Below are 25,808 nucleotides of genomic sequence, written 5' to 3'. Positions count from 1 at the left end.
AGAATAACGAAATTCAGCATAGCGCGGGGCACCGCGATAAGCCATGCAGATCATGCGCTAGCGCAGGGGTCTTCCGCCATCCACGCCATGGGTTCGGCCGGTGACGTAACGACTGTCCAGCAAGTAGTTCACCAGGTTGACCACTTCACTTTCGCCGGGGGCAATTTTCATCAGCGATTTTGCCAACGCCTGCTGACGATAATGTTCGTCGTCGCCCGGGTTAAAGATAATCAGCGCAGGCGCGATGGCGTTGACCTTGACTTCCGGTGCCAGCTTGCGGGCAAACGAGCGGGTCATATTGTCCAGGGCGGCTTTACTGGCGGCATAGGCAATGTGTTTGTCGCTGCCTTTTTCCACCACATAATCTGTCAGGTGAATGATATCAGCCCCGGCTTGACCCTGGCCCAGCAGGCAGGGTTCCAGCAGCTGATTCAGCAGGTAGGGGGTATAAACGTGAATTTGCAGCATCGCCGCCATCACCTGCTCCGGCGGCACCTCTGGGGATTCGGCCTGCCAGGCGCTGGCGTTGTGGATCAGCGCGCGCAGTTTTGGGGCTGTTTGGCGCACCTGTTCGGCAAAACTGTAAATGCCCTCATGGGTGGAAAAATCCCCTTGAATACAGGTAGCGCCCAGTCTTTTCAGCTCGCTCAGCGCCGGATAAGTGCTGCGATAGGCAATGATCACCGGGATATCGCGCTGTAAGAATGACCTGGCCAGGGCCAGCCCAATCCGACGTGCGCCGCCGGTGATCAGGACCGGCGCAGAGTTGTGAAGTTCCATTGATTAAAGCTCCTGGACAGACTGGCAAACAATAGGGGAATTATGCCATTATACGGCGGAAATTCGTTAAAGCTTCGCATCGATTATCCATTTCAGGATGTAATACACTGGCAATGAGAGGAAGGGATGAACAGTAGTCACCTTGCACCCGTCGCCCGCAGTGAGAAAATCTGTTTTGATTACATGGATTTTCTGTCCGCATCGTGCAAGAAGCACTGGCGCTTTGTAGATGCAATCTATGGTGTGATGCCGTTTTTTGGCATGGTATTGAAATCGCAGGCTTCCGCATCACAAACGCGGAAAGAGCAGTTGAAGGCGCTGGCGCTGCAGGTGGTTTCCACCCAGGTCAGCGACGAAACCAACATTGTGCGTCTGATCGATCTGGCGCAGCAGCAGGGGCTGGCAGTGTTCGACATTAAACTACCGTATGCGCTCGATAAGCAGCAGTTGGCAGCCATCCAACAAGAGTGCGTTGAGGGAGTGATTATCTCTCAGGTGGGTGAACGCATGAGCATCAGCCTGGGCCTGTCCCAATCTAACTGACCGGGTGTTTCCACCCGGCCGTTTTTCACTACTGCAACATAAACCAGCCGGCCGGTACCGTGGCCACCAGCAACAGAAAAATACTGCCTTTCTCCAGCTGATTCAGCAATTTGACATCACCATGTCCGCGCCTTGCATAGATAAACACCAACAGCCCGGGCGCATACAGCAGCACCGACATCAGCAGATGCATCAAGCCTGACGCATAGAGCAGCCAAATGCCATACAGGCAAGCGCCCGTCGCGGCAAACATCAGCCGTTTGTCCTGACGACGGATCGCCACCTTAAACAGGAAGGCGCCGACCAGGAAATAGGGCACCAGGATCATTTCCGAAGCGATAGTCAGCAGCGAGTTGTAGTTGCTGCCGGTCAGCCAGATCAGCACCAGAGCGAACTGTACCGCGAGGTTGGTCAGCCACAGCGAAGCCGAAGGCGCGTGGTTCTTGTTCTGCTTGCTGAATATTTTGGGAAACGCGCCGTGTTGCGCCGCCAGCAGCGGCACTTCGGCAGCCATGATCGTCCAGCTCAGGTAAGCGCCGCAGACCGAGACGATCAGTCCGGCGGCGATAATCACATCACCCCATGGCCCAATAAGATCGACCATCAACACTGCCATTGACGGATTGCGCATCTCAGCCAATTCGCTGCGCGGTACCACGCCCAATGAGAGCAGCGTTACCAGTAGATAAACCGCCAGTGCGGAAACCACGGCCAGCATAGTGGCGCGGCCCACATCTTTTTTATGGCGTGCACGGGCTGAAACCACCACTGCGCCTTCCACGCCGATAAACACCCACAGGGTGATCAGCATGGTATTTTTAACCTGTTCCCACACCGGTTTGCCAAGCGCGACGCCGTGGAAATCCAGGGTGAATACGTCCATTTTGAAGGCAACCGCCGCCAAGACGGCAAACATCCCTAGCGGCAACAGTTTGGCCAGGGTGGCGACCAAATTAATGCTGGCCGCGGTTTGCACGCCGCGCAGTACCAGCGCATGCACAATCCACAGCAGCAGCGACTCAGCCAGCAGCGCCTGCCAGGTATTGCCGTCACCTAAAATGACCTCGCCGCTGCGATCGGTGAACAAACTTAGCGCGGCAAACACGATCACCAGGTAAGAAACATTGGCGATAACGGCGCACAGCCAATACCCCCAGGCGGAGCAGAAACCCACCAGTTCGCCGAAGCCTTCTTTCGCATAGGTGAAAATACCGCCGTCCAGATCGGGCCTCAGGCGGGTGAGCAACAGCATGGCAAAAGCCAGAAACAGGATGCCGACGCCGGTAATCGCCCAACCCAATAGCAGGGCGGCCGGACTGGCGACTTGCGCCATGTTTTGCGGCAGGCTGAAAACCCCAGCGCCCAGCATTGAGCTGAGCACCAATGCGGTTAACGCGGTAAGACCTAGTTTCTTTTCCAATGACGGATCCTGAACACAGAATAAACAACTGGGAGGGAACTGCTCGGCAGTAACAACGTAATGGTAATTACTGAACAAATAGACAATAGCCCTAAAAATTCGCGCAAATTCTACGGATGGATCTCTGCGGATGCAATGATTGAATATGCGATTTTTGCAAAAAATTATTCAACTGGCGGGCGACAGGCGGGGAAAAAAACGGGCAGCTCAATGGCTGCCCGATGGTAAACCGCAAAGTGAAACTTATTTGAACAGATCAGCGCTGACGGTCAGGTTGCCGCCGCTCTTGTTCTGCCACTGACGGGTTACGTGATAGTACTTGGCGCCTTTCTCAGCCGCGCGTTTCGCCACTTCGGTAGAAACGTCGGTCATGCTGTTGAAGTGGCCGGTAAAGGTCACTGAGTCAAACGGCACCATCTGCGCGGCGGTCACGTTGTTTACTTCTTGAATCTTGGTGCCGTTAGGCAAGGTGACAGTATAACGCTTACCGGTTGAAGACTGGGTTTCGAAGAAACGGCCTACGTCACGGCTTGGTGAGCCTGAAGAGGCTACGCCAGGGATTTCCACATTGGCAGCAGCAGCGCCACCGGCAGCCAGAGCGGCCTTACCTGCTTCAGAGTCGGCCGGGATGGCATCCGGGTTCTGAACGGTACGTTTAGGTGCATCGGCTTTATAGATGTAGGCGGTAATGAACTGGTTGCCGCCCTGGTTGGCATCAACCTGACGTACGATAAAGAAGGAGGCTGCGCCTTTCTTTTTCGCTTCTTTGGTGATGGCATCGTTGATGTCCGGCTGGCTGCGGTAGAAACCGCTGACGCTTACGGTATCGTAAGGCTCCAGCAGGAAGGCTTGTTCTTTCGGCAGCTCGGTAACGCCGTTAATCACGCGGTATTTCGGTTCTTTGCTCACTTCCGGCGCATCTTTGTGGTAAAGATCGGCGGTAACGCGCCAGTTGCCGCCGTTGTTGCTGTTGTTGCTGTCCTGGATGTAGAAGGCGTCTGCACCCAGCTTGTCTGCACGGCGGGAAATGGCATCAGCAGCTTCATTGATGGCATTAAAGCGGCCGGTAATCGTGATGCGATCAAACGGCTTCAGCGCCGCTGCTTTTTCAGGAGTTAACTCTTGCGCCGCATGAGCGGACAGCGCAGTGAGTGATAACAAGGCTGACGCGATGATCGTGTTCTTCAGCTTCATAAAAAATCCTTTCGCCTAGCGCATTAACGTTTATAACGTGCTGAACTGTTTAGGTGTAATTCAGCCGCCGATTATTACATGTAATCTCGAGCAGTGTCTCAGCATTTTATGTCATCTCATGAGACAAATTCCCGGAAGAATGATGTCCGTCATTCTGCGCAGCATCACCATAAGTTTCAATAATAAAGCCTTTGATGTCATAAGTGTTAATTATTCACAATTTTATAACTTTTATGCGTGCCAGCCGCGTCGTGCCAGATATCCGCGCACCGGGTGCTATCGCAATCTGGCCGCTAAAGCGCCATTCCAACGGGCTTTTTAACTTTAAATTGCGATTTGTCATGTCGTTAGCTGGGTTTTTATGTAAAAACAGACCTGAATGCGTAAGCAATTATGGATCATCGATCATATTTTCAGTAGGTTATAGATGGTGCCTTAATTCGATGCCGACAAGCGTAAGCAAAGGCCTGTCAGCCGGCGCCATCGCTATGGGCAGGACGATAATAAACATCATCAAAGACAGGTGAGAAGGGAACATTATGCGTATTGGTGTACCAAGAGAACGGTTGGCCAATGAAGCCCGGGTCGCAGCAACGCCGAAAACGGTGGAACAACTGCTGAAGCTGGGCTTTACCGTCGCGATTGAAAGCGGGGCGGGTAAACTGGCAAGTTTTGACGATGGCGCGTATCAAGCCGCTGGGGCTGAGATCGCCGACACTGCCGATGTCTGGCAGTCGGATCTGATTTTGAAAGTTAACGCGCCGCTTGAGGACGAGATCGCGTTAATGCGTGAGGGCAGCACCCTGGTCAGCTTTATCTGGCCGGCGCAAAACCCTGAACTGATTGCGAAGCTGGCCGAACGCAACGTCACCGCGATGGCAATGGACTCGGTGCCGCGCATCTCACGCGCACAGTCTATGGACGCACTGAGTTCTATGGCGAATATCGCCGGCTACCGGGCAATTGTTGAAGCCGCGCATGAGTTTGGCCGCTTCTTTACCGGTCAGATCACCGCTGCGGGCAAGGTTCCACCGGCCAAGGTGATGATCATCGGTGCCGGCGTCGCCGGGTTGGCAGCCATCGGTGCTGCCGGCAGCCTGGGAGCCATTGTTCGCGCCTTCGACACTCGCCCTGAAGTCAAAGAGCAGGTGCAGAGCATGGGCGCGGAATTCCTCGAGTTGGATTTCGAGGAAGAAGCGGGCAGCGGCGACGGCTACGCCAAAGTGATGTCCGAAGCCTTTATCAAAGCAGAGATGGCGCTGTTCGCTGCTCAGGCGGCGGAGGTTGACATTATCGTCACCACGGCGCTGATCCCGGGCAAACCGGCGCCGAAGCTGATTACCAAAGAAATGGTGGCTTCGATGAAACCGGGCAGCGTGATCGTCGATCTGGCCGCACAAAACGGGGGTAACTGCGAGCTGACCGTGGCCGACCGCGTGACCGTTACCGATAACGGCGTGAAAATCATTGGCTATACCGATCTGCCAAGCCGTTTGCCGACTCAATCCTCGCAGCTTTACGGTACCAACCTGGTTAACCTGCTGAAGCTGCTGTCGAAAGAGAAAAATGGCGAAATTGACGTCGACTTCGAAGACACCGTGATCCGCGGCGTGACCGTGGTGCGCAGTGGCGAAGTCACCTGGCCGGCACCGCCAATCCAGGTTTCTGCCCAGCCGAAACAGGCGCAGGCGGCGGCCCCGGTCGCCAAGCCGGAGGCAAAACCGGTATCACCTTGGCTGAAATATGGCCTGATGGCGTTGGCGATTATTCTGTTTGGCTGGTTGGCCGACGCCGCGCCGAAAGAGTTCCTGTCTCACTTTACCGTGTTTGCGCTGGCCTGCGTGGTGGGTTACTACGTGGTGTGGAACGTCAGCCATGCATTGCATACCCCGTTGATGTCGGTCACCAATGCGATCTCAGGGATTATCGTGGTCGGTGCGTTATTGCAGATTGGCCACGGCGGTTGGGTGAGTTTCCTCTCCTTCATCGCCGTGCTGATCGCCAGCATCAACATTTTTGGTGGATTCACCGTCACTCAGCGCATGCTGAAGATGTTCCGCAAGAACTAAGGGGTAGCACATGTCTGGAGGATTAGTTACAGCTGCATACATTGTTGCCGCTATTTTGTTTATCTGCAGCCTGGCGGGTTTATCGCGCCATGAAACGTCCAAGCGGGGCAATCTATTTGGTATCGCAGGGATGGCGATTGCGCTGATCGCCACCATTCTCGGGCCGGATTCCGGCAACGTGGGCTGGATCATCATCGCGATGATTATCGGCGGTTCTATTGGGGTCTATCTGGCGAAGAAGGTCGAAATGACCGAAATGCCAGAGCTGGTGGCGGTACTGCACAGCTTTGTCGGCCTGGCGGCGGTACTGGTGGGCTTAAACAGCTATCTGGATCACGGTGCGCCGATGGAGCCGGTGATGGAAAACATCCATCTGACCGAAGTGTTCCTCGGTATCTTTATCGGTGCGGTGACATTCACAGGTTCGATTGTCGCCTTTGGTAAACTGCGCGGTATCATCTCGTCCAAACCTTTGGCGCTACCAAATCGCCACAAAATGAATTTGGCGGCCCTGGTCGTCTCCTTCCTGCTGCTGGTGGTGTTTGTTCGTGCCGACAGCGTGGGCTGGCAGGCAGTGGCATTGGTGCTGATGACCGCTATCGCGTTGGCGTTTGGCTGGCATCTGGTGGCTTCCATCGGCGGGGCAGATATGCCGGTGGTGGTGTCGATGCTCAACTCCTATTCGGGCTGGGCAGCGGCAGCGGCGGGCTTCATGCTGAGCAACGATCTGCTGATCGTGACCGGGGCACTGGTAGGCTCTTCGGGTGCCATCCTGTCTTACATTATGTGTAAGGCGATGAACCGTTCGTTTATCAGCGTAATCGCTGGCGGCTTCGGTACCGACGGTTCTTCGACCGGTAATGCGGAAGAAATGGGTGAGTATCGCGAAACGACCGCGGAAGAAGTTGCCGAGCAGTTGAAGAACTCCACTTCGGTGATCATCACCCCAGGCTATGGCATGGCGGTCGCTCAGGCGCAGTATCCGGTGGCGGAAATCACCGAGAAACTGCGCGCGCGTGGCATCAAAGTACGTTTCGGTATTCACCCGGTTGCCGGGCGTTTGCCTGGCCACATGAACGTACTGCTGGCTGAAGCCAAGGTGCCTTACGACGTGGTGTTGGAAATGGATGAAATCAACGAAGATTTCCCTGATACCGACACCGTGTTGGTGATTGGCGCTAACGATACGGTGAACCCGGCCGCGCTGGAAGATCCGCGTAGCCCGATCGCCGGCATGCCGGTACTGGAAGTGTGGAAGGCGCAGAATGTGATTGCCTTCAAGCGTTCGATGAACACCGGTTACGCCGGCGTCCAGAACCCGCTGTTCTTCAAGGAGAACACCCAGATGCTGTTTGGTGACGCCAAAGAGAGTGTGGAAGCGATTCTGCGTGCGCTACAGGCGTAACGCGCAGGCAAATAAAAACGGGCCCTTGGGCCCGTTTATTTATGCGTCAAACATCAGTCTTCGTCGTCGTGCTCATCATCTTCGTCAACTTCGATCGGACAGTTGAAGTTTTCTGGCTTGATCACCAGCAGGTCACATTTCAGATGGTCGATCACATGTTCGGCGGTATTGCCGATAAACGCCGCCGAGATGCCGGTACGGCCCAAGGTACCCAATACCACGACGCCCGCCTGCAGGTGCTCAGCCAGGTCGGGGATTACCTCTTCCGGCAGGCCTTTTTCAACGTGGGTGAATTCTTCGTTAATGCCGAATTTCTGTCTTAACGCCTTCATGGCAATCAGATGCTGTCCGCGGATGGCATCGTTGTATACGCTGGGGTCAAAATCAGGCAGTTCAATGGCGATATTGATGGGGGTGACCGGGTAAGCGCCGACCAGATGCACTTCCGTTTGGTTGACGTTATGCGCCAACTCAACGGTCTCCTGCACCAGTTTGATGTTCAAGGGATCGTGATAGGGTTCTTCACTGGCCAGGTTAACCGCAACCACCGCTTTACTGCCTTCAGGCCAGGGCTGATCTTTGACCATCCACACCGGGCACGGGCATTTGCGTAACAGATGCCAATCGGTTGGGGTGAAAATGACGGATTCAAGACGATCGTGTTGGTGCGCCATTTTTAGCAGCAGATCGTGCTTACCGGCGATCACTTCCTGAATAATCGCCTCATAAGGGCGGTTATGCCAGACCACTTTGATTTCAATGGGCACGCCTTCGTCGAGATAAAAACGACATTGCTCGGTGATCCAAGCGGCGCGTTGACTGATAACGCCTTGCCGCATTGCCGTTCTTTCGTCCGGCGAGAGCAGGGTCGTCATCTCGTAAGAGAAGTCATAAATAGGCAGGAAGGCCTTAATGCGCCCGCCATTGCGTTTTATCAGGTATACCGCCCGGCGCAGCGCCGGCTGGTCGTCCTGATTGGGGTCAATAGCCACCAGAAGATTCTGATACTTCGCCATAGGGCCTCCTTACAGCTGAAAATCAACAGTCTGTCAATTTACAGAGTAACCCAACATTGAAAAACAGAACAGCGGCAGAGGTGTGCTGGGTCAATAATTCTGTCGAATGATTAACCCAGCATAGGGATCAGGCGTTTACGGTGACGTTAATGCGTGGCGTGCCGGCCAGCACAGACAGGGCATCGACGTTTTCGATGGTGATGTATTTGCCTTTAACGCTGAGAATTTCGCTTTTCTGGAAGCGGCCCAGCAGGCGACTGATGGTTTCAACCGTCAGGCCGAGGTAGTTGCCGATATCGCCGCGGGTCATGGTCAGGCGGAACTCGCGCGGTGAGAAACCCCGCTCCGCAAAGCGGCGCGACAGGTTGTAGACGAATGCAGCCAGACGCTCTTCGGCATTTTTCTTCGACAACAGCAGGATCATGTCCTGGTCACCTTTAATCTCGCCGCTCATCAGACGCATGATCTGTTGGCGCAGATTAGGCATTTTACCGGACAGGTCATCCAACGTTTCGAATGGGATTTCGCATACCATCGAGGTTTCCAACGCCTGAGCGAAGCTTGGGTGTTTCAGACCGCCGATAGCATCAAAACCGACCAGATCGCCCGCCAGATGGAAGCCGGTGATTTGCTCGTCACCCTGTTCGGTAATGGTGTAACTCTTGATGGTCCCGGAGCGGATAGCGTACAGCGATTTCAGTTCATCGCCGGCCTTGAACAGGGTCTGGCCCTTCTGGATAGGCTTTTTCCTTTCGATAATGTTGTCGAGCTGGTCCAACTCGTGCGCATTAAGAGTAAAAGGAATACACAGCTGGCTGATACTGCAATCCTGACAATGGATCGCACAACCACCAGACTGGATACGACGAATCACGCGTTTTTCCGGGATCATAGATTACGCTCATTCAATAATTGATATGCGTCAATTTTAACATCTTTTCCGGCAGGTGATAAGGGTAGCATTAATAAGAACGGGGGCATTCTGTGCGAATATTAAGCAGGCTTGCAGCCGATTGTTCTGTAGCTGGCTGAAATATTTCGATTTATTTGCTAGTTACGCCAAGGGACGGTCGACGCGCTTGGTTCTCCGTATCCGCAAGAAATGCGGGGTAGCGCAGCGTATTTTTCAGTAAGCAGCATTTAACCCTGCCTTTTGAGCGCATTTTTGCGTATCCAGACCAATATTTGTACACATTTGTTGGCGAAAACCGATCGCATTCATCCCAATCTTTGCCGCAGAGAACTCCCAGACGAGCGTTATCTTGTTATTGGGTGAGGTGACCATTGGTTGAGGAGTCAATGATGAAAAAGGTCATGTTGTTAATGCTGGCAACAGGGGCATTGATGGCGGCAAGCACGGCCTCGTTTGCACACGGCTACTATGGCCATGGCTATTACGGCCATGGCTATTATGGGCACGGTTATTATGGGCACGGTTATTATGGGCACGGTTATTATGGGCACGGTTATTATGGCCCGCGGGTAGTAATAGGTATCCCCTGGGGGCCACCGCCGGTCTATTATGCTCCGCCACCGGTGGTCTACGTGGCACCGTCACCGCCACAGAATTACATAGAAAGGGCCCCAGCCTACGCATATTACTGCCGACGTCCGGCAGGTTACTACCCGCAGGTGGCGCGTTGTCCTGACGGCTGGATGAAAGTGGTGCCAGACAGCTCGGCGTCCCGGTAAATCTGAGGCGGATCGGTGATGAAATTACTCCCTGTTTTTACTTTACTGGCTTTGGTATCAGGGCTGTGCGGTTGCGTGACGCCGCCTGCTGGACCGGAAGTGATGAGCTTGCCGGGTACCGGCAAGAGCTATGAACAATTCAACCGTGATGAGGCGTTGTGCCGCGGCTATGCACAGAACAGCGTAGGAAACGGTGCTCAGACGGCGAATGACAGCGCGGCTGGCACCGCCGCCGCCGGCACGGTGGTTGGCGTGGCAGCAGGGGCGTTGATCGGCGCAGTATCCGGAGATGCTGGACCTGGTGCGCTTATTGGTGCCGGCGGCGGATTGCTGGTGGGCAGTTCAATGGCCGGAAGTTCGGCCTCGGGCAGTAGCGCCGATTTGCAGGATCGCTACGACAGGGTTTACAGCCAGTGTATGTATGCCAAAGGCAATAAGGTACCAGTGGGTTACGGTTACACCTCTGAGGATGTACAATACCGCCGGACTACGTTCCCTCTTCGTCGGACAGCGGGGTCCCGCCGGATTATGCTCCTCATTAATAAGCCACTGGAATAGCCCATAGTGAGCTGCGCTATTCCGGTGGGTTGAATTAAAGCAGATCGTTTTGCAGGTAGCCTTCGTGTTTCAACAGCCACTGTTTACGCTGAACGCCACCGGCATAGCCGGTCAATGCGCCCTGTGAGCCAATCACCCGATGGCAGGGCACTACGATGCTGATGGGGTTGGAGCCGTTGGCCATCCCCACCGCACGGGACGCCGTTGGGCGCCCAATACGCTTAGCCAGTTCACCGTAGGTGATGATCTCGCCGCACGGGATCTGGCGCAGTTGCTGCCAGACACTGCGCTGGAACTCAGTGCCGGACGTCATGACCGGCAGATCGTTGATCACATCCAGTTCACCGGAAAAATAGCGCTGCATGGCATCGGTAAGACCACCGGGGTTAGCCTTGTCCACCAGTTGAAAACGTTCGGCTCGGTAATGGGTATTCAGCAGCTTCATCAGGCGGGTTTCGTGTTCCGTCCAGTCGATAGCGCGCAAGCGGTCCTGCTCATCGGCAATCAACACCAGCTCACCCACCGGCGTCGCCATACGATCAATAAAAAAAGTCTGCATTTTGATCACTCCTCTCGTTTGATGGGCAGATTATTGCACGAAACCAGGCGGGACGATGGCGGATTCCGGACATGAAGATGGGCAACCTCAGGTTGCCCATACTGACGACTGAAAAATGAGTGGGGTACAAAGGGGCTTATTTATAAAATAAATTTATAATATATCAATAATGTTTATCACACCAAGCAGGGTTAACAATAAAATGCCCCCATTACTTATAGCTGATGGTGATGTTCTTCAACCGGTCGTTATTATTAATTATCTCGGTGGTCACGTTGGAAACTAATTCTGGTGGCATATTGTTCAATGAGCTAGTGATAGGGCGTTGACCCTGAGCCGATATCAAACCTGAACAGCGAGAAATGGTTTCTTCATTTCTATGTTGGATAGTACAGGCCGGTGAGGTGATCTCGCCGATAAAGCGTATAGTACCGGAAGCCACGTGGTGACTGGTTCGTTGAGCAGCCTGCAGGGTTGCGGGTAGCAGGGCCAATAGCATCAATGCCATGAGTGAATGGTTCATTATTAATTCCTTTTTAAAAATGAAACAGGAAAATAAAACAGTCCAATTAAACAAAAATCAATCAGGCAAGTTGATGATCGCCAAAAATCGAATTAGTCGCGCCCTCCTTGTAGAATGGTTTATATACTATTCTTAATATTTAGTCTTGATGGATTTGATAATAGGGAGGGGGGGCTGGCAAAACCATGATTTAGATCATAGTGAAGTCGGCTTAATGAATGACGAGGGAGTATGGCGGTTTTACTGTGAAGCGCATCACGTTAAAAAATGCTGAGTGGCCGCAGTTGAAACTGAAACTACGGCCAAGCGTGGTGATTTATGCTGAGTTACAGCATGCCGCTGCTGCCGCAGATACGGATTTTCTCTGCCACCACTTCTTTCATCGCCAGCTTGCCGGGCACGATGTATTTACGCGGATCGTTGGCATCGGGATGTTGTGAAAAATAGCTTTTTACCGCGTCGGCAAAAGCGATTTTTAGCTCAGTGGCGACGTTGACCTTGCACACCCCTAGAGAAATGGCGCGTTTCACCATGGCTTCTGGAATACCGGATGCGCCGTGCAGTACCAGTGGAATGTCGACCTGCTCACGGATTAGCGCCAGGCGGTCGAAGTCCAGCTTGGGTTCGCCGTGGTACAGCCCGTGAGCCGATCCGATGGCTACCGCCAGCGAATCGATGCCGGTAGCGGTGACAAACTCGCGCGCGGCGGCCGGATCGGTGAAGAAGCTGTCGGTGGAGTCGACAATCAGGTCATCCTCCTGGCCCCCGAGGCGGCCCAATTCTGCCTCAACGCTGGCGCCGTAGCGATGGCACAATGCGACGGCCTCAGCCACTTTGGCGATGTTCTGTTCGAACGGCAGATGTGAGCCGTCGATCATCACCGAACGAATGCCGCTTTTGACCTTGTATTCGATATCGTCCATCTCTTCGTGATGGTCCAGATGCAGCGCTAACGGCAGATCGTAACGGCGTGCGGCCGCCTGGCAGATACCGATCAAATAGTCGGTGCCGGCATAGCTGAATGTGCCGGGCGTGCCGGCCATGATCACCGGCGAGCGCAATTCGGCGGCGGTCTCCGCCACCACCTGCACGGTTTCCAGATTATGGACGTTGAACGCCGGTACGGCATAACCCTGGCGTTGTGCTTTTTGCAGCATTTCCCGGTTGGATATCAGGTACATAGAGATTCCTTACGCCACAGAAGACGGATAACGGTAAATGGTGACGCCTTTAACCACCCGGTTAACTTCACCGGTCGGGCATGGGTTGTCCGGCGTCATGCCAAGCGCCAGCGAGCTTTCAAAGGCCAGCATTTGGGTGAATAACAGGTAAGGGAACAGCAGCCAGACGTCGTCTTCGGCGTGGTGCAGGTTCAGCATCATGTCCGATACCGGCTGCGCACTGCCGGTCAAGCCGACCATCTGCATCGCCAGACCATCGCGATGCAGTTCGTTCCACAAATCGCGATCGTATTGGCGGGCGTAGTCACCGCTGGAGAACATCAGAAGCACCAGCGTTTGGTCATCGACCATAAATTTGGGCCCATGGCGCAGGCCAAGCGGTGAGTCGTAGCGGGTGACAATCTGCCCGGCGGTCAGTTCCAGCATTTTCAACGAAGCCTCTTCCGCCAGCCCGGTGAAACAACTGCCGCCCAGCGTGATGTAGCGTCGAAAACCGCTGGCCGCGAACGCTTTTACCTGTGGTTGCAGCGTTTCACGCAGTTCGCGGCAGCGCGCCACCATGGTCGCGAGTGGGCGTTGGGCCTCTGAAAGGGAGTGCGGCCCGAGCAACAGCGCGGCGGACAGCATCATGCAGCTGAAACTGGAAGTCATGGCGAAGCTTTGATCGTTGGAGCCTTGCGGCATCACTAACGAACAGACATTCTCGCGCTGATGGGCATAGTGCGCCAATTGGCTGTCCGGGTTACAAACCAGCATCAGGTGATAACTTTCCGGCAGCAGTTGGTCGGCCAGTTCGACTGTCGCGACACTTTCCGGGCTGTTGCCGGAACGGGCAAAAGAAACCAGCAGCGTTGGGCGCGTCAGATCCAGATATTGGTGTGGGTTGGCGACGATATCGGTGGTGCCATAGGCCACCACGTCACGACCGGTTTTTTCACGCAGCCAGGGGGCTAACGCGCGGCCGGCGAAGGCCGAGCTGCCCGCACCGCACAGCACAATCTGCAGGCGAGGATTGGCCAACAGCGGTGCCAGAAAAGGTTGCCACAAGGCTTGTTGCTCCTGCAGCTGTCGGTGCAGGGCGTCCCATAAATCAGGCTGTTGCCAGATCTCACGTGCGGTATGCAGCGCATGCCGTTGTTCCAGCCAGCCCGCATCGTAAGCAAAATAACCGTTCATGTTGAAAACTCCTTGAAAGCCTCGGTTAACGGTCGGCGATAATCACGTCGACACCTAAATGGTTCAGCGCATGCAGGTAGTTTTCCGGGATGCGGCTGTCGGTGACCAAACGCTGGATTTGGCCAATTTCACGGATCATGCAAAAGCTGGTGCGACCGAATTTGCTGGCGTCTGCAACGGCGATCACTTCGCGCGCTACGTCGCACATCGCGCGGTTGAGCTGCGCTTCACCAGGATCTGGCGTGGTGATGCCGCTGAGCAGGTCAAAACCGTCGACGCCGAGAAACAGCTTGTCGAAACGAAATTGCCGCATATGCTGCTCCGCCGCCGGGCCATACAGCGACCAGGATTTGCGCCGTACGCTGCCGCCCACCACCATCAGATCAACCTGTTCGTTGTTGGCCAGTTCGAACGCGATGTTCAGCGCATTGGTCATCACTACCAGGTCTTTCTTGCCGACCAGCTGCTGCGCCATCTGGCTGGTGGTGGAGCCGGAGTCGAGAATGATGGCATCACCGTCGTTGACCAATTCCGCGGCGGCGCAGGCAATGGCGTATTTCACGTCGCGATTGATGCGGCCCTTGTCTTGCAGCGGGCGGTCGAAGGCAAACTGTTTATTGAGCATTGCGCCGCCGTAAGCGCGCACCGCACAGCCGCTTTTTTCCAGCTGGCGCAAATCGCTGCGGATGGTGACGCTGGAAACAGAAAACTGGGCGCTGAGTTGCTCGACGCGCACCGAGCCTTCGCGACAAAGCTGGTCGATAATTAATTCCCGTCGTTTTACGGTATTTATCATTAACGCGTGACTCCCGATTTAGCTGTAGTCATACCCCGCCGCGGCGCAATGCGTCGCAGCTAATCTGACAGGAGTGCTTTCAGTTGTTCGTGGCAAATTACAGCAAACGAAACAATGAAATGCAACCGATAAATTTATAAAAATCTATATGTATCAACTGGTTATATTTGTTTTTGCTTTCGATTGGCGATCAACCGAAAGCGGCCGAAAAATAAAGTGAAAAGCGGTAATTCGTTATTTATCAGGCGGCAACTCACCGCCTGAGGTAATTTGTCGAAAGCAGGATGAAAGCCACGACATTCATTTATTCCCGTTTGGCGTTTCACTGTTTTTTATTGCCAGCTTTGGCGTAATAATGCGGCCCCTCGTACGCCGCTGCTGTCACCGTGCACTGGCGGATAGACTGCCGCCGGTTCGGTACCCGGCAACAGCCAGGCGCTCATGGCCGGCGGTAGCAGGGCGTACAGCTCCCCGACGTTCGACAGTCCGCCGCCGAGCACGAAGGCGTCAACGTCCAGCAGCAATTGCAGCCCTGCCAGGGCGCTGGCCAGAATATCGACGTACATCGCTATCAGCCGCTGTGCCAGCGGATCTCCGTGCCGGTAATGGGCGATCAGCGCCGGTACGCTGTCGGCGCGATGGCCGAAATGACGGCTTAGCGCCAGCAGACCGCTGCCGGAAACGTAGCGTTCAAAACAACCGGTCAGGCCGCAATTGCAGGTAAACAACGGTAAATCGTAACGCTGCGCCAACTGAGCAGAGATCGGCGTATGGCCCCATTCACCGGCCAGCCCGTTACGGCCCTTGTGCAATTGCTTGTTCATCACCAGCCCGCCGCCGGCACCGGTGCCGATAATGGCGCCGAAGACCAGCGCCAGATGCTCGGTTTGCGGCGTGCTGGCCTCGGAAAGGGCGAAGCAGCGACAGTCGTTTTCAATTTCAACCGGCCGCGCCAGTTCATGGGCCAAATCGTCCGCCAGGCAGTGCCCGGTGAGGCAGGGGACGTTAACCGCCAACTGCTTACGGCTGCGGGGATCGGTCACGCCCGGCAAGCCGATGCCGATGCTGCCCTGGGTGTGCAGCTCGCGATCGGCATGATCGACCAATTGCTGGATACAGGACAAAAATGCGCGGTAATCGCCGGTAGGCGTGCTCACCCGTTGACATAGCACCTGCCGCAATTGGCGATCGTAGGCCGCCATTTCAATCTTGGTGCCGCCGATGTCGAAACCGTAACGCATCTGTGATATTTCCACGTTTCAGGCTCCACTCAGGGTAATTACCGCAGATTCGCGGCGTGCGCGTTCCGCAGCGAAGACCATCAGATGGCTTTCCAGCGTTTCCGCCGGTCCGGACAGCACCTGCGACGGATCGTTAGTGCGGATCGCGTCAATGAAATGCTGCATCAGGTAGTAGTCGCCGCCGCCGTGGCCGGACATGGCATGCAGATCGTCGGCTTCTTCGACGTCGTACACTTTTTCACTGTCGTCAACGAACGAAGTGATACGGATATAGCGACCGTCGCCCTCGAGGCAACCGTGGCTGCCGAAAATACGGGTTTTGCGATCTTCCAGTCGGGTAAAGGCGGTCATGGTGAAGGAGGCGGTGCGGCCACCGGCAAACTGCATATTGACCACCTGGTGATCGACCACGTTATTGTCGCAGCGGTAGACGCAGCGGCCATACTGACCGTCGCGCAGCGCCGCCTGCAGGTGTGATTGGCTGACCTCGGGCGTTAATACGCGCAGGAAGCCCGAGGTGGCCTTGTGATCGTCGCCAAGGTAAATACGCTTGGCGGAGTAAGGACAGCTGGCTTCCACGGCGCAGTCAAGGCAGTTGTCAGCCGCACCGGCAGGCTGGTTCTCCTGGCGAAAATGGCGTAAACCGCCGAACGAACTGATCTGTTCGCAGGGCAGTTCCATGATGTAACGGATCCAGTCAATGTCGTGACAGGACTTCTGCAGCAGCATAAAGGCGGCTTCATTGTCGTTGCGCCAGTTGCCGCGAACAAAGGAGTGTGCCTGATGCCAGTAGCCTACCGGTTCCAGATGCTGCAGGCTGACGATGTCGCCAATCACGTTATCGCGCAGCAGTTGCTTGAGTTTTTGGGTGTAGCGCGTGTAGCGCAGTACGTGGCCGACCGAGAAAATCAGCTTCTGACGCACCACCTCTTCAACGATGGTGCGACACTCGCTGGCTACCGGCGAAAGCGGTTTTTCCAACAGCATGGCATAACCCTGCTTGGCAAAGGCCAGCGCCGGTGCCAGGTGCAGGGTGTCCTGGGTGCAGATCAGCACCGCATCGGCCAGTTTTCCGGCGTCGGCGGCCTGTTGCCAGTCGGTGAACACCTTATCCGCCGAAATACCGTGCTGTTCGACGAACTGCTGCCGATAAACATCACGCGGTTCGGCTACCGCGACTACCTGCATTAAATCCGGATGCGCTAACGCGTAGCGCGAGTAAATTTCACCGCGTGCCCCGGCGCCAATCACCAGAACCTGAACCGGGCGACCGGCAAAACCATTTTGTTTAGCTGACGACATTGCTCGTTCTCCGATCTTGTTATTTGAGGTTTTGGCCGCTGATTTCATCAAACAGGTGCGCACGGGTCAGATCGAAAGCCAGATGGATCTGTTCTCCCAGACGTGGTTCCCAGTCTGGTTGCGACGCCATACGCAGCACAAAGCGCAGTTCAGCCAGTTCACAGTGCAGCAACTCTTCGTTGCCCATGCGTTCGATGGTGACAATCTTCGCCGGGAAGCAGTTGCTGCTGCCGGGCGCACACAGCCGCAGAGACTCCGGACGGATGCCCAGACACACACGCGGGTGCGGATAACTTTCCAGCTGTTGTTGCAGCGCCGGCGGCAGTTCGAGCGGATATTCATTGCCGATGCGCAGCCCAATACCCTGTGCGCTACGAGTCACCGCCATGTCGTGCAGGTTCATCGACGGGCTGCCGATAAACTCGGCGACGAAGCGGTTAGCGGGCTGGTGGTACAGGTTAATGGGTTTATCCACCTGCATAATGGTGCCACGGTTCATCACGCAGATGCGGTCGCCCATGGTCATCGCCTCCACCTGATCGTGGGTGACGTACACCATGGTGGCGGCGGCGCCTTCCTGTTTCAGTTGGTTATGAAGTTCGATCAGTTGGACGCGCATTGAGACGCGCAGCTTGGCGTCCAGATTGGAAAGCGGCTCGTCGAACAGAAACACCTTGGGTTTGCGCACGATGGCGCGGCCGACCGCCACGCGCTGGCACTGTCCGCCGGACAGCTGACCCGGTTTGCGCTGCAGCAGGTTGGTGATCTCCAGCTTTTCGGCGGCATCACGCACCCGACGGTCAATTTCGGCTTTGCTTTCCTTGCCGATCAGGCCGAACGCCATGTTCTTGTAGACCGTCATGTGCGGGTAAAGCGCATAGTTCTGGAACACCATGGCGATGCCGCGATCTTTTGGCATGGTGTCGTTGACGCAGCGATCGTGGATCAGGATCTGGCCTTCGCTGACGCTCTCCAACCCGGCGATCATGCGCAGCAGGGTAGATTTGGCGCAGCCGGACGGCCCGACGAAGACCATAAATTCGCCGTCTTTAATGTCCAGATCGACCCCGTGCAGCGCATTGAAACCGTTGGGGTATACCTTCTTCACATTGTTTAACTGAATACCGGCCATGTTATTTACCTTGTGTTCGCGGTTAGCCTTTTACCCCAGCGCTGGCGATGCCCTGGATGAAGTAACGTTGGAAAAGAATGAACAGCATCAGCATGGGGATCACTGCCATCAGCGCCCCGGCCATCAGTAGCGGATACTCCACCCCGGCGCGGCTCGACAGCGACGCCAGCCCGACCGGCAGCGTCAGCTTCTCGGTGGTGGTGTTGACGATCAGCGGCCACATCAGGTTGTTCCAGCTCCACAGGCCGTTGATGATGATGCAGGCGATAATGCCAGGCCGGATCAGCGGCAGCATGATGCGCCAGAAGATGGCAAAGTAGCTGTAACCGTCAATCAGTGCGGCTTCCTCCATCTCCTTCGGTACCGCGAGGAAGAACTGGCGCAGCAGGAAAGTGGCATAAATACTGAAGATGCCAGGCAACACCAGCCCGGTGATGCTGTTCACCAGCCCCAACTTTTGCACCACCAGAAATTGCGGGATCAAAAAGGCTTGCCCGGGCACCATCAGGATGGAAATACACACCAGAAACACCGCATCACGGCCGCGAAAATGCAGGCGCGAGAAACCGTAGGCGGCCATGGTGGCGATCACCATTTGCAGGGTGACGGTGAAAAAAGTGGCCAACAGCGAGTTCAGGTAAAAATCGGCGAAGGGGATTTCGCGCATGATCTTACCGTAGGCCTGCAGGCTGGGGTGGGCCGGCAGCAGCGTCAGCGGGATCTGGATACTCTCGGCCTGAGTTTTCAGCGAGGTGACCAGCATCCAGATAAACGGCACGACCGAAGCCAACGCCGCCAACACCATAAACAGATACACCAGCGTTCTTTTACTTATGCTCATCGTCGCGGCTCCTCAGCTCACTTTCAGGCGTTTGCCAATCATCATTTGAATCAGGGTGATCAGCAGGGTGACGGCGAACAGCACCACGGTGATGGCGGAGGCGTAACCTTTCTCCTGCAGGTAAAAGGCGTATTTGTAGAACAGGTTGGTGACGGTCATCACGTCGCTTTCCACCAGCGCGCGGTCAAACATCAAAAACACCACGTCAAAGATTTGCAGGATCTCGATAAAACTCATTACCGAAACGAAGAACAGCGTCGGGACCATCATCGGCAGGGTAATACAGAAGAAGCGACGCAGGGTGCTGATGCCATCGATGTCGGCGGCCTCATACAGCTGGCGTGGAATGCTCTGCAAACCGGCCAGTAAAATGATGATTTTCAGCGCCAGCGACGACCAGATAATGATGATAGAAACGCTGATGCGCACCACGTCCGGATCGGATAGCCAGGCCACCGGTGAAATACCCAGTTGGCCAATCGCCTGGTTAATCAGGCCGAAGTCCTTGTTGAACAGCCATTGCCACACCATCGCCACCGCGGCGGGCATGGTGACCGCCGGCAGGAACAGCAGGGTGCGCAACAGCGCCTTGCCTCGGATATTTTGGTTGAGGCCAATGGCCAGCAGTAGCGACAGACTCAGGCTGACCGGTACACACACCACCACATAGAACAGGGTGTTGCCGGCGGCGGTGTAGAAATCGTCGTCTTCAAACAGATTGACGTAGTTATCGACGCTGAGGGTGCTCCAGCGCATAAACTGATTGAGGTCGGTAAAGCTGTAAAAGATGTTCTGCAAAAAAGGGATGAAGTAAAACACCGTCAACCCAATCAACAGCGGTAAAATCATCACCCAACCCCAAAAACGCTCGGCGCGCTCCAGGCGGCTGAGCGCAGGACGTGGGATGCTTTTTTGTTGTTTTAGGGCACCGTAGGTATCTGCCAGCGACATGTTGCCATTCCTCACCAGTAACGGCTTTGCGGTGTTCCGTTGCAGACCGCGCCTTCGGGCAGGCGCAGCCGGCACGGGGCGATTACTGCTCCATGATGCGTTCGATCTTCTTGACCGACTTATCCATCTCCGGTTTGGCATCCGCGCCCATAAAGATTTTCTTCAGACTGGCTATCCACATGTTCTGCCATTTTGGCGTGTTGGTCCCGGCGGTCGGGTAGGCCTCGGTCACGTTGAGAGTGTCGATATAAGGCGTAACATCGACCTTCTTGATCTCCGCCGCCCAGGCTTTCGCCGCCACTTTATTGGCCGGGATCACCACTTTCGCCAACTCGGTTTGCGAAGCTTCGGTGCTCATAAACTCGATGTATTTCCAGGCTTCTTGTTTATGGGCGCTGTTGGCGGACATGGCGAACGCCAGGCTGTGCGCCACGCCGGATTGACGTTCGATTTTCGGCATCATTACCACGCCGATATGGTCGTTAATCAGCGGGTTGTTGGCGAACGGGGCTGCTAACCACGAGCCGGCATACACCATGGCTGCGCGGTTGGACTGGAAGATGTTCTCGGTTTTGACTTCGCTCATTTGCTGGGCGCTGGGCATCAGCCCGTCTTTCATCATTGACTGCAGCTGCTGATATACCCAGATGGACTTGTCGTTGGCGATGTCGGTCGGCTGGCCGTCTTTCGGGACGATGTGGTTGCCGTTCTGGAACAGCAGGTTCATGTAGCTGTCCTGGCCGTCGATGCTAAGGTCCATTACCAACGGGAAGGCACTGCCTTTCAAGCCGGTTTTCAAGGCTGCGGCTTTGGTTTTCAGGTCGTCCCAGTTCCAGTCGCTGGTGGGGTAGCTGACACCGGCCTGATCGAACAGCTTTTTGTTGTACCACACCGCAATAGAGTCCACGTCGCGCGGGATGGCCATCTGTTGGCCGTCATACTGATAGGCTTTTACCGAACTGGCGACCACGTCATTTAGCTTGACGCTGCTGCCGCTAATATAAGGTGTTAAAGGTTGCATAATGCCGTTTTTGGCATATTGAACAAAATAAGGCATATTTATCCAGAATATATCTGGCGCTACGCCGCCAGCTGCGGCGGAATCCAATTTAACGAAGTATTGTGCCGACGGCGTTAATTCTATGGCTATTTTAATGTTTGGGTTTTCTTTTTCAAAGCGCTTGGCGATTTCCTGCTCGGCCGGTAATTGATTTCTGTCCCATACGGCATAACGCAAAGTTATTTGATCGGCGGCATATAACATGGTCGGCAATAATAATGCCGTCGCAATGGCAGAATGCGCCAGAAGACGGCCGGTATTTTTTATCGGTGACATTGCTTTCCCCTCGGTGGACGACGAATAAATATTTTCGTAACGTGAATTCTTTCTATCCCTTAACTTTCAATGTGTCAATACACCCCGATCTGCCCAAAAATGGGGCGAGAATGTTTCGATGTTGTTAAGATCGAAAGGGTTGGGGCGTAAACCGAAAGCGTAAGTTGTTCACAATTCGTTAACCTTTTGCGGCGGTTTTGGCCCTGCCGTAGGGCAATGACTGGCTGCTGGGGTCATAGGAATAAGTGATAACCCTTGCACCATAATGGGGATTAAAAACATTTTTATTGTGCATGCCTGGCTATCTTTCATTTTTGTGATGCAAATAAACAAAAAAATTGTATCGGCAGGCTTTGCCTCGACGTAAACGCCGTTTTTTGAATGACCACTATTGTTTGAATCGATAAAAGGGTTTAGCCTGAAAATCACTCATCGGTATTTCCCCATTAGAGCGAGATTATTGCCATGCGCCTTTCATTGACTTTTACTCACAGTCTGGAAAAGATATTCCACAGCCACAATGCACCACAGATTGATCAAATAAATAAGTTGAGTGGCCTGAGCAATGAAATGATTTCCTGGCAGGGGGTTTATTGCCTTCACCGGGCCGATAACGAAACTCGGCGTGAATTAAGCTACCGTCTTGAGGGATCATTGGCAGAGTATATCAGCGTGCGGCAGGTGCAATCGGTACCCAGCCACTTTCCCTGTTATGCTCAGACCGATGAGAACTATCTGCGTACCGAGCCGGGGTTATTTCCCGATCCGCTGATGCCGCTGGCCGAGCGGCGTTTCTTTGTCGCCAACAATTATTACGGCTGCCTTTGGCTGACCTATACACCGCCGTCGACGCCTGTGCCAGGCGGGGATTACCCGCTCAACCTGACCTTGTTTGATGTTATCAGCGGCGAAGCCCTGGCCAGCGCCACCCTGACGCTGCATATTGTCCCGGTCGAACTGCCGCCGCAAACCCTGTTGCACACCGAATGGGTGCATACCGATTGTCTGGCGGATTATTACCGCGTGCCGGTGTTCAGTCCCGAATACTGGCTGGCGGTACGCAACTTTGTTCGCTGTGCGGTCAACAGTGGAGTCAACATGCTGCTGACGCCGATCTTCACGCCACCGCTGGATACCGCCGTCGGCGGCGAGCGCACCACGGTACAGTTGATTGGCGTACAGCGTTCCGCGCAGGGTTATCGGTTTGATTTCCAGCGGCTGGCCCAGTGGGTGGATATGGCGCAGGAAGAGGGGATTGAACATTTTGAGATTGCCCCGTTGTTCACCCAGTGGGGGGCGGCGCATGCGCCAAAAATTCTGGTGGAGATCGACGGCGCACTTTGCCCGCTGTTCGGTTGGCACACTGACGCCCACGCGCAGGAGTATCAACAGTTTTTGCAGGCGCTGTTGCTGGCGTTGACCGCATGGTTCCGCGATCGCCAGTTGCAACAGCAGGTCTGGTTCCATATCTCGGATGAGCCGACGCTGGAGAACATCGCCGTTTATCAGCGTGCCGTTGCCGCCTTGCGCCCGCTGCTGGCCGGGTTCCGCACTTTTGACGCGCTGTCAGACTACGCGTTTTACCGGCAAGGACTGGTGGAAACGCCAGTGGCCGCTACCGACCATATAGACGCTTTCCTTGAGCATCAGGTTCCGGGCCTGTGGGCCTATTACTGCTGCGTGCAAAAGACCGAGGTGGCCAACCGTTTCTTTGCTCAACCTTCGGCGCGTAATCGTATTCTGGGCATCCAGCTTTACCTGTACAACATCAGCGGTTTTCTGCACTGGGGGTTCAACTTCTATAACAGCGGCCATTCGCGAGAAAAACTTAACCCCTACGCGGTGACCGATTGCCGAAATGCGTTTCCTTCCGGCGACGCCTTTGTGGTTTACCCTGGCGAAAACCTGGCGCCGGTGGAGTCGCTGCGGTTACGGGTACTGCATCAGGGGTTGCAGGACATGCGTGCGCTGCAGCTGTTGGAAAGCCTGACGGATCGCCACACGGTAGAGGCATTGATTGAACAGGAACTGGGGATTCGTATCACTTTTAAACGTTATCCGCATCAGGCAGCACCGCTGCTGCGGCTGCGTGAAGCGGTGAATCAGCGGATCGAAGCGTTGATTTAATTGGCATAAAATGCGGCGAGGGGGCGACAAGCAGAGTGTCGCCACCAAGTTTTCAATAATTTGCTATACCTGATAGGTCGAGGGATTTCATTTTTTTGTCATGTTACTGACATGTTAGGGTCATAGCGCTGGCTTAATTTTGCAGCGACTAAGCCAGGAGATAACGCGATGTTTAGCTTGGACTCTCTGTTGCATGATGCATTTCCACACCGCAATACCCCTGCCTGGCAGCGTAGCCTGCTGAGAACTTTACTCTTCGAAAAAGAATTTAAACAGTTTGCCGCCGATTATCCCCATCTGAAAGGCCTGGATCTGATCGAGCAGGTGGTGGACTACTTCAACCTCAGTTGTGAACTGGTGGATGGCGATCTGGAAAATATCCCGAGCCAGGGACCGGTGGTGCTGGTGGCTAATCACCCGATAGGGTCACTTGACGGACTGGTGCTGCTGCGTGCGGTCGCGGCGGTGCGGCCGGATGTCAAAGTGGTGGCCAGCCAACTGCTGACCTACATCGAACCGCTGCGCAGCCTGTTCGTACCGGTGGACAACGTCGCCTATAAGACCAGCCGCAAGCAAATTGAAGGCATGCAGGCGCAATTGGACAAGCAGGGTGCGCTGATCCTGTTCCCCGCTGGCGAAGTGTCGCGCATGAGCCCGAAAGGCATTCGCGACGGGCATTGGCATACTGGTTTCTTGCGTCTGGCGGCCAAGGCGCGCGCACCGATTGTGCCGATCCACATCAGCGCCCGTAACAGCAATTTATTCTACTTCACCTCCCTGGTTTATCGACCTCTGTCCACGCTATTACTGGTGCGCGAAATGTTCCAGCAGCAGGGCGGGCGCATTAAAATCCGCGTGGGTGGCCGTATTCCCTTTGCCAACTGGCACGACGGCCATACCAGCGCGAAAGATCTGGCGGAGCGTTTCCGCCGTCACGTTTATCGCCTGGGACAGGGTAAAGAGGGATTGTTTGCCAGCGAATCTCCGATAGCCTTGCCGGAAGACCGACTGGAACTGAAGAAAGCGTTGGCAAACTGTGAGCGGCTGGGGGTTACCCCGGACGGCAAAATCATCTTCCTGTATCGCCGTCAGGATGAAGCGCGTACGCCTATCCTGCGTGAGCTAGGACGCCTGCGCGAAATCGCTTTCCGTGCGGTGGGGGAAGGCTCCGGTCGCCGCCGCGATCTGGACAGCTACGACGACGACTATTACCACCTGGTGCTGTGGGACGCGGACGAGTTGGAGATTGTCGGCGCTTACCGCTTTATCCCAACCGCCGAGCAGTTAGAACGCAAGGGCCTGGAAGGCATTTACAGCAACAGCCTGTTCCATTATGACCGCGATATGGCACCTATTCTGGCGCAGGGGATTGAGCTGGGCCGCAGTTTCATTCAGCCGGCCTACTGGGGCAAACGCGGGCTGGATTATCTGTGGTTGGGCATAGGCGCCTACCTGGCGAAGTACCCGCAGTACCGCTATCTTTTTGGCCCGGTGTCTATATCCGGAGGCATGCCGGTAACGGCGCGCGATCTGCTGATCGCCTTCTACCGGCTGTATTTCTCGCCGGACAGCGCGCTGGCGCAGTCGCGGCAGCCTTATCCTGCCTCGTTACCTCAGGTGCTGGCGCAGTTTGCCGGCGATAACTACCAGGAAGATCTGGTGCGACTGAAAAGCCTGTTGAGCAATATCGGCTGTTCGATCCCCACGTTGTATAAACAATATACCGAGCTGTGTGAACCGGGCGGGGTGCAGTTCATCGATTTTGGCACCGATCCGGCCTTCAATAACTGTATTGATGGGCTGGTGCTGGTCGATCTCACTCGGCTTAAACCTGCGCGTTTCCAACGTTATATCGCAGTGCATCAGCCGCAGGAGGCGTGCATAGAGTAATTGGCGTGGCGCTCATGCGTTTTTGATCTAATCCGAAGCTTGGCACCGGCGGGGGAAAATAGCCTAAGATAAGGCT

General features: G+C 55.0%; 23 protein-coding genes. 7 read left to right on the top strand and 16 right to left on the bottom strand.

What is annotated here, in order from left to right; translation table 11 throughout:
• Positions 1–57 precede the first annotated feature (57 nt).
• Positions 58–780, bottom strand: a complete 723-nt coding sequence (folM, locus tag EBA31_RS13645) for a dihydromonapterin reductase (RefSeq protein WP_122079461.1) — start codon at positions 778–780, stop codon at positions 58–60.
• A gap of 126 nt (positions 781–906) precedes the next feature.
• On the opposite strand from folM, the gene EBA31_RS13640 reads away from it, so the two are divergent.
• Positions 907–1,323 (top strand): hypothetical protein, encoded by a 417-nt coding sequence (locus tag EBA31_RS13640; RefSeq protein WP_020827058.1) that lies wholly within the window; start codon positions 907–909, stop codon positions 1,321–1,323.
• 28 nt (positions 1,324–1,351) lie between these two features.
• Here the strand turns inward: EBA31_RS13640 and EBA31_RS13635 are convergent, their stop codons facing one another.
• Entirely contained in the window at positions 1,352–2,743 is a 1,392-nt protein-coding gene (locus EBA31_RS13635) for an amino acid permease (RefSeq protein WP_122079460.1), read from the bottom strand.
• Between the two features lie 243 nt (positions 2,744–2,986).
• Positions 2,987–3,937, bottom strand: coding sequence for a DUF1471 family protein YdgH (gene ydgH / locus EBA31_RS13630; protein WP_048758739.1), 951 nt, complete (start codon positions 3,935–3,937; stop codon positions 2,987–2,989).
• 539 nt (positions 3,938–4,476) lie between these two features.
• Here ydgH and pntA point away from each other — a divergent pair.
• Together pntA and pntB are read left to right on the top strand one after the other, a co-directional pair.
• Entirely contained in the window at positions 4,477–6,006 is a 1,530-nt protein-coding gene (gene pntA / locus EBA31_RS13620; protein ID WP_044551475.1) for a Re/Si-specific NAD(P)(+) transhydrogenase subunit alpha, read from the top strand.
• Positions 6,007–6,016: 10 nt separating this feature from the next.
• Positions 6,017–7,411, top strand: a complete 1,395-nt coding sequence (pntB, locus tag EBA31_RS13615) for a Re/Si-specific NAD(P)(+) transhydrogenase subunit beta (RefSeq protein WP_041414583.1) — start codon at positions 6,017–6,019, stop codon at positions 7,409–7,411.
• 53 nt (positions 7,412–7,464) lie between these two features.
• On the opposite strand, the gene uspE is transcribed toward pntB, so the two are convergent.
• On the bottom strand, positions 7,465–8,427 hold the full coding sequence (gene uspE / locus EBA31_RS13610; protein WP_020827051.1) for a universal stress protein UspE: 963 nt from the start codon (positions 8,425–8,427) through the stop codon (positions 7,465–7,467).
• A gap of 127 nt (positions 8,428–8,554) precedes the next feature.
• Positions 8,555–9,319 (bottom strand): FNR family transcription factor, encoded by a 765-nt coding sequence (locus EBA31_RS13605; protein ID WP_012145310.1) that lies wholly within the window; start codon positions 9,317–9,319, stop codon positions 8,555–8,557.
• A gap of 407 nt (positions 9,320–9,726) precedes the next feature.
• Here EBA31_RS13605 and EBA31_RS13600 point away from each other — a divergent pair, with 407 nt between their 5' ends.
• Positions 9,727–10,119 carry a hypothetical protein gene (locus EBA31_RS13600; protein ID WP_238387463.1) on the top strand — a complete coding sequence of 131 codons (393 nt, stop codon included), beginning with the start codon at positions 9,727–9,729 and terminating at the stop codon, positions 10,117–10,119.
• A gap of 102 nt (positions 10,120–10,221) precedes the next feature.
• The gene (locus EBA31_RS13595; RefSeq protein WP_369982359.1) at positions 10,222–10,677 is read left to right on the top strand and encodes a glycine zipper family protein; all 456 of its coding nucleotides are present in this window, start codon (positions 10,222–10,224) and stop codon (positions 10,675–10,677) included.
• 34 nt (positions 10,678–10,711) lie between these two features.
• Here the strand turns inward: EBA31_RS13595 and ogt are convergent, their stop codons facing one another.
• From ogt to EBA31_RS13540, 11 genes are all read right to left on the bottom strand, one after another.
• On the bottom strand, positions 10,712–11,236 hold the full coding sequence (gene ogt, locus EBA31_RS13590) for a methylated-DNA--[protein]-cysteine S-methyltransferase (protein ID WP_122079458.1): 525 nt from the start codon (positions 11,234–11,236) through the stop codon (positions 10,712–10,714).
• A gap of 211 nt (positions 11,237–11,447) precedes the next feature.
• Positions 11,448–11,759, bottom strand: a complete 312-nt coding sequence (locus EBA31_RS13585) for a hypothetical protein (RefSeq protein ID WP_122079457.1) — start codon at positions 11,757–11,759, stop codon at positions 11,448–11,450.
• 326 nt (positions 11,760–12,085) lie between these two features.
• Positions 12,086–12,940: a tagatose bisphosphate family class II aldolase gene (locus EBA31_RS13580; protein ID WP_020827048.1), complete on the bottom strand. Its 855-nt coding sequence runs from the start codon at positions 12,938–12,940 to the stop codon at positions 12,086–12,088.
• A gap of 9 nt (positions 12,941–12,949) precedes the next feature.
• Positions 12,950–14,116: an SIS domain-containing protein gene (locus EBA31_RS13575; protein ID WP_020827047.1), complete on the bottom strand. Its 1,167-nt coding sequence runs from the start codon at positions 14,114–14,116 to the stop codon at positions 12,950–12,952.
• 25 nt (positions 14,117–14,141) lie between these two features.
• Complete coding sequence (agaR, locus tag EBA31_RS13570) at positions 14,142–14,912, bottom strand: transcriptional repressor AgaR (RefSeq protein ID WP_046373443.1); 771 nt, start codon at positions 14,910–14,912, stop codon at positions 14,142–14,144.
• A gap of 332 nt (positions 14,913–15,244) precedes the next feature.
• Positions 15,245–16,153, bottom strand: a complete 909-nt coding sequence (locus tag EBA31_RS13565) for an ROK family protein (RefSeq protein WP_044551454.1) — start codon at positions 16,151–16,153, stop codon at positions 15,245–15,247.
• Positions 16,154–16,171: 18 nt separating this feature from the next.
• Positions 16,172–17,455, bottom strand: a complete 1,284-nt coding sequence (locus EBA31_RS13560; RefSeq protein WP_122079456.1) for a Gfo/Idh/MocA family protein — start codon at positions 17,453–17,455, stop codon at positions 16,172–16,174.
• Between the two features lie 19 nt (positions 17,456–17,474).
• Positions 17,475–18,587, bottom strand: coding sequence for an ABC transporter ATP-binding protein (locus tag EBA31_RS13555; RefSeq protein WP_020827043.1), 1,113 nt, complete (start codon positions 18,585–18,587; stop codon positions 17,475–17,477).
• Positions 18,588–18,609: 22 nt separating this feature from the next.
• Positions 18,610–19,428, bottom strand: a complete 819-nt coding sequence (locus EBA31_RS13550; protein WP_044551448.1) for a carbohydrate ABC transporter permease — start codon at positions 19,426–19,428, stop codon at positions 18,610–18,612.
• A 12-nt stretch (positions 19,429–19,440) separates the two neighbouring features.
• Positions 19,441–20,379 carry a carbohydrate ABC transporter permease gene (locus tag EBA31_RS13545; protein ID WP_020827041.1) on the bottom strand — a complete coding sequence of 313 codons (939 nt, stop codon included), beginning with the start codon at positions 20,377–20,379 and terminating at the stop codon, positions 19,441–19,443.
• A gap of 82 nt (positions 20,380–20,461) precedes the next feature.
• Positions 20,462–21,715 (bottom strand): sugar ABC transporter substrate-binding protein, encoded by a 1,254-nt coding sequence (locus EBA31_RS13540; protein ID WP_046373445.1) that lies wholly within the window; start codon positions 21,713–21,715, stop codon positions 20,462–20,464.
• Between the two features lie 465 nt (positions 21,716–22,180).
• Between EBA31_RS13540 and EBA31_RS13535 the strand changes: the two genes are divergently transcribed.
• Entirely contained in the window at positions 22,181–23,842 is a 1,662-nt protein-coding gene (locus EBA31_RS13535; RefSeq protein WP_122079455.1) for a DUF4091 domain-containing protein, read from the top strand.
• Positions 23,843–24,010: 168 nt separating this feature from the next.
• On the top strand, positions 24,011–25,732 hold the full coding sequence (gene olsF / locus EBA31_RS13530) for an ornithine lipid synthase OlsF (protein WP_020827038.1): 1,722 nt from the start codon (positions 24,011–24,013) through the stop codon (positions 25,730–25,732).
• The last annotated feature ends 76 nt before the right edge of the window (positions 25,733–25,808 follow it).

Source organism: Serratia sp. P2ACOL2, from assembly GCF_003691565.1.
Classification (GTDB): domain Bacteria; phylum Pseudomonadota; class Gammaproteobacteria; order Enterobacterales; family Enterobacteriaceae; genus Serratia; species Serratia liquefaciens.
This window is presented reverse-complemented; position numbering and strand designations above follow the sequence as displayed.

Excerpts from the sequence above, each read along its gene's own strand:
- EBA31_RS13580 (WP_020827048.1), bottom strand. The coding sequence starts at position 12,940 with ATGTACCTGATATCCAACCGGGAAATGCTGCAAAAAGCACAACGCCAG.
- EBA31_RS13575 (WP_020827047.1), bottom strand. The coding sequence starts at position 14,116 with ATGAACGGTTATTTTGCTTACGATGCGGGCTGGCTGGAACAACGGCAT.
- EBA31_RS13640 (WP_020827058.1), top strand. The coding sequence starts at position 907 with ATGAACAGTAGTCACCTTGCACCCGTCGCCCGCAGTGAGAAAATCTGT.
- agaR (WP_046373443.1), bottom strand. The coding sequence starts at position 14,912 with ATGATAAATACCGTAAAACGACGGGAATTAATTATCGACCAGCTTTGT.
- EBA31_RS13560 (WP_122079456.1), bottom strand. The coding sequence starts at position 17,455 with ATGTCGTCAGCTAAACAAAATGGTTTTGCCGGTCGCCCGGTTCAGGTT.
- EBA31_RS13535 (WP_122079455.1), top strand. The coding sequence starts at position 22,181 with ATGCGCCTTTCATTGACTTTTACTCACAGTCTGGAAAAGATATTCCAC.
- EBA31_RS13565 (WP_044551454.1), bottom strand. The coding sequence starts at position 16,153 with ATGCGTTACGGTTTCGACATCGGCGGCACCAAGATTGAAATGGCGGCC.
- EBA31_RS13555 (WP_020827043.1), bottom strand. The coding sequence starts at position 18,587 with ATGGCCGGTATTCAGTTAAACAATGTGAAGAAGGTATACCCCAACGGT.
- ogt (WP_122079458.1), bottom strand. The coding sequence starts at position 11,236 with ATGCAGACTTTTTTTATTGATCGTATGGCGACGCCGGTGGGTGAGCTG.
- EBA31_RS13540 (WP_046373445.1), bottom strand. The coding sequence starts at position 21,715 with ATGTCACCGATAAAAAATACCGGCCGTCTTCTGGCGCATTCTGCCATT.
- pntB (WP_041414583.1), top strand. The coding sequence starts at position 6,017 with ATGTCTGGAGGATTAGTTACAGCTGCATACATTGTTGCCGCTATTTTG.
- folM (WP_122079461.1), bottom strand. The coding sequence starts at position 780 with ATGGAACTTCACAACTCTGCGCCGGTCCTGATCACCGGCGGCGCACGT.
- ydgH (WP_048758739.1), bottom strand. The coding sequence starts at position 3,937 with ATGAAGCTGAAGAACACGATCATCGCGTCAGCCTTGTTATCACTCACT.
- EBA31_RS13545 (WP_020827041.1), bottom strand. The coding sequence starts at position 20,379 with ATGTCGCTGGCAGATACCTACGGTGCCCTAAAACAACAAAAAAGCATC.
- EBA31_RS13550 (WP_044551448.1), bottom strand. The coding sequence starts at position 19,428 with ATGAGCATAAGTAAAAGAACGCTGGTGTATCTGTTTATGGTGTTGGCG.
- uspE (WP_020827051.1), bottom strand. The coding sequence starts at position 8,427 with ATGGCGAAGTATCAGAATCTTCTGGTGGCTATTGACCCCAATCAGGAC.
- EBA31_RS13585 (WP_122079457.1), bottom strand. The coding sequence starts at position 11,759 with ATGAACCATTCACTCATGGCATTGATGCTATTGGCCCTGCTACCCGCA.
- pntA (WP_044551475.1), top strand. The coding sequence starts at position 4,477 with ATGCGTATTGGTGTACCAAGAGAACGGTTGGCCAATGAAGCCCGGGTC.
- EBA31_RS13595 (WP_369982359.1), top strand. The coding sequence starts at position 10,222 with ATGAGCTTGCCGGGTACCGGCAAGAGCTATGAACAATTCAACCGTGAT.
- EBA31_RS13600 (WP_238387463.1), top strand. The coding sequence starts at position 9,727 with ATGATGAAAAAGGTCATGTTGTTAATGCTGGCAACAGGGGCATTGATG.
- olsF (WP_020827038.1), top strand. The coding sequence starts at position 24,011 with ATGTTTAGCTTGGACTCTCTGTTGCATGATGCATTTCCACACCGCAAT.
- EBA31_RS13605 (WP_012145310.1), bottom strand. The coding sequence starts at position 9,319 with ATGATCCCGGAAAAACGCGTGATTCGTCGTATCCAGTCTGGTGGTTGT.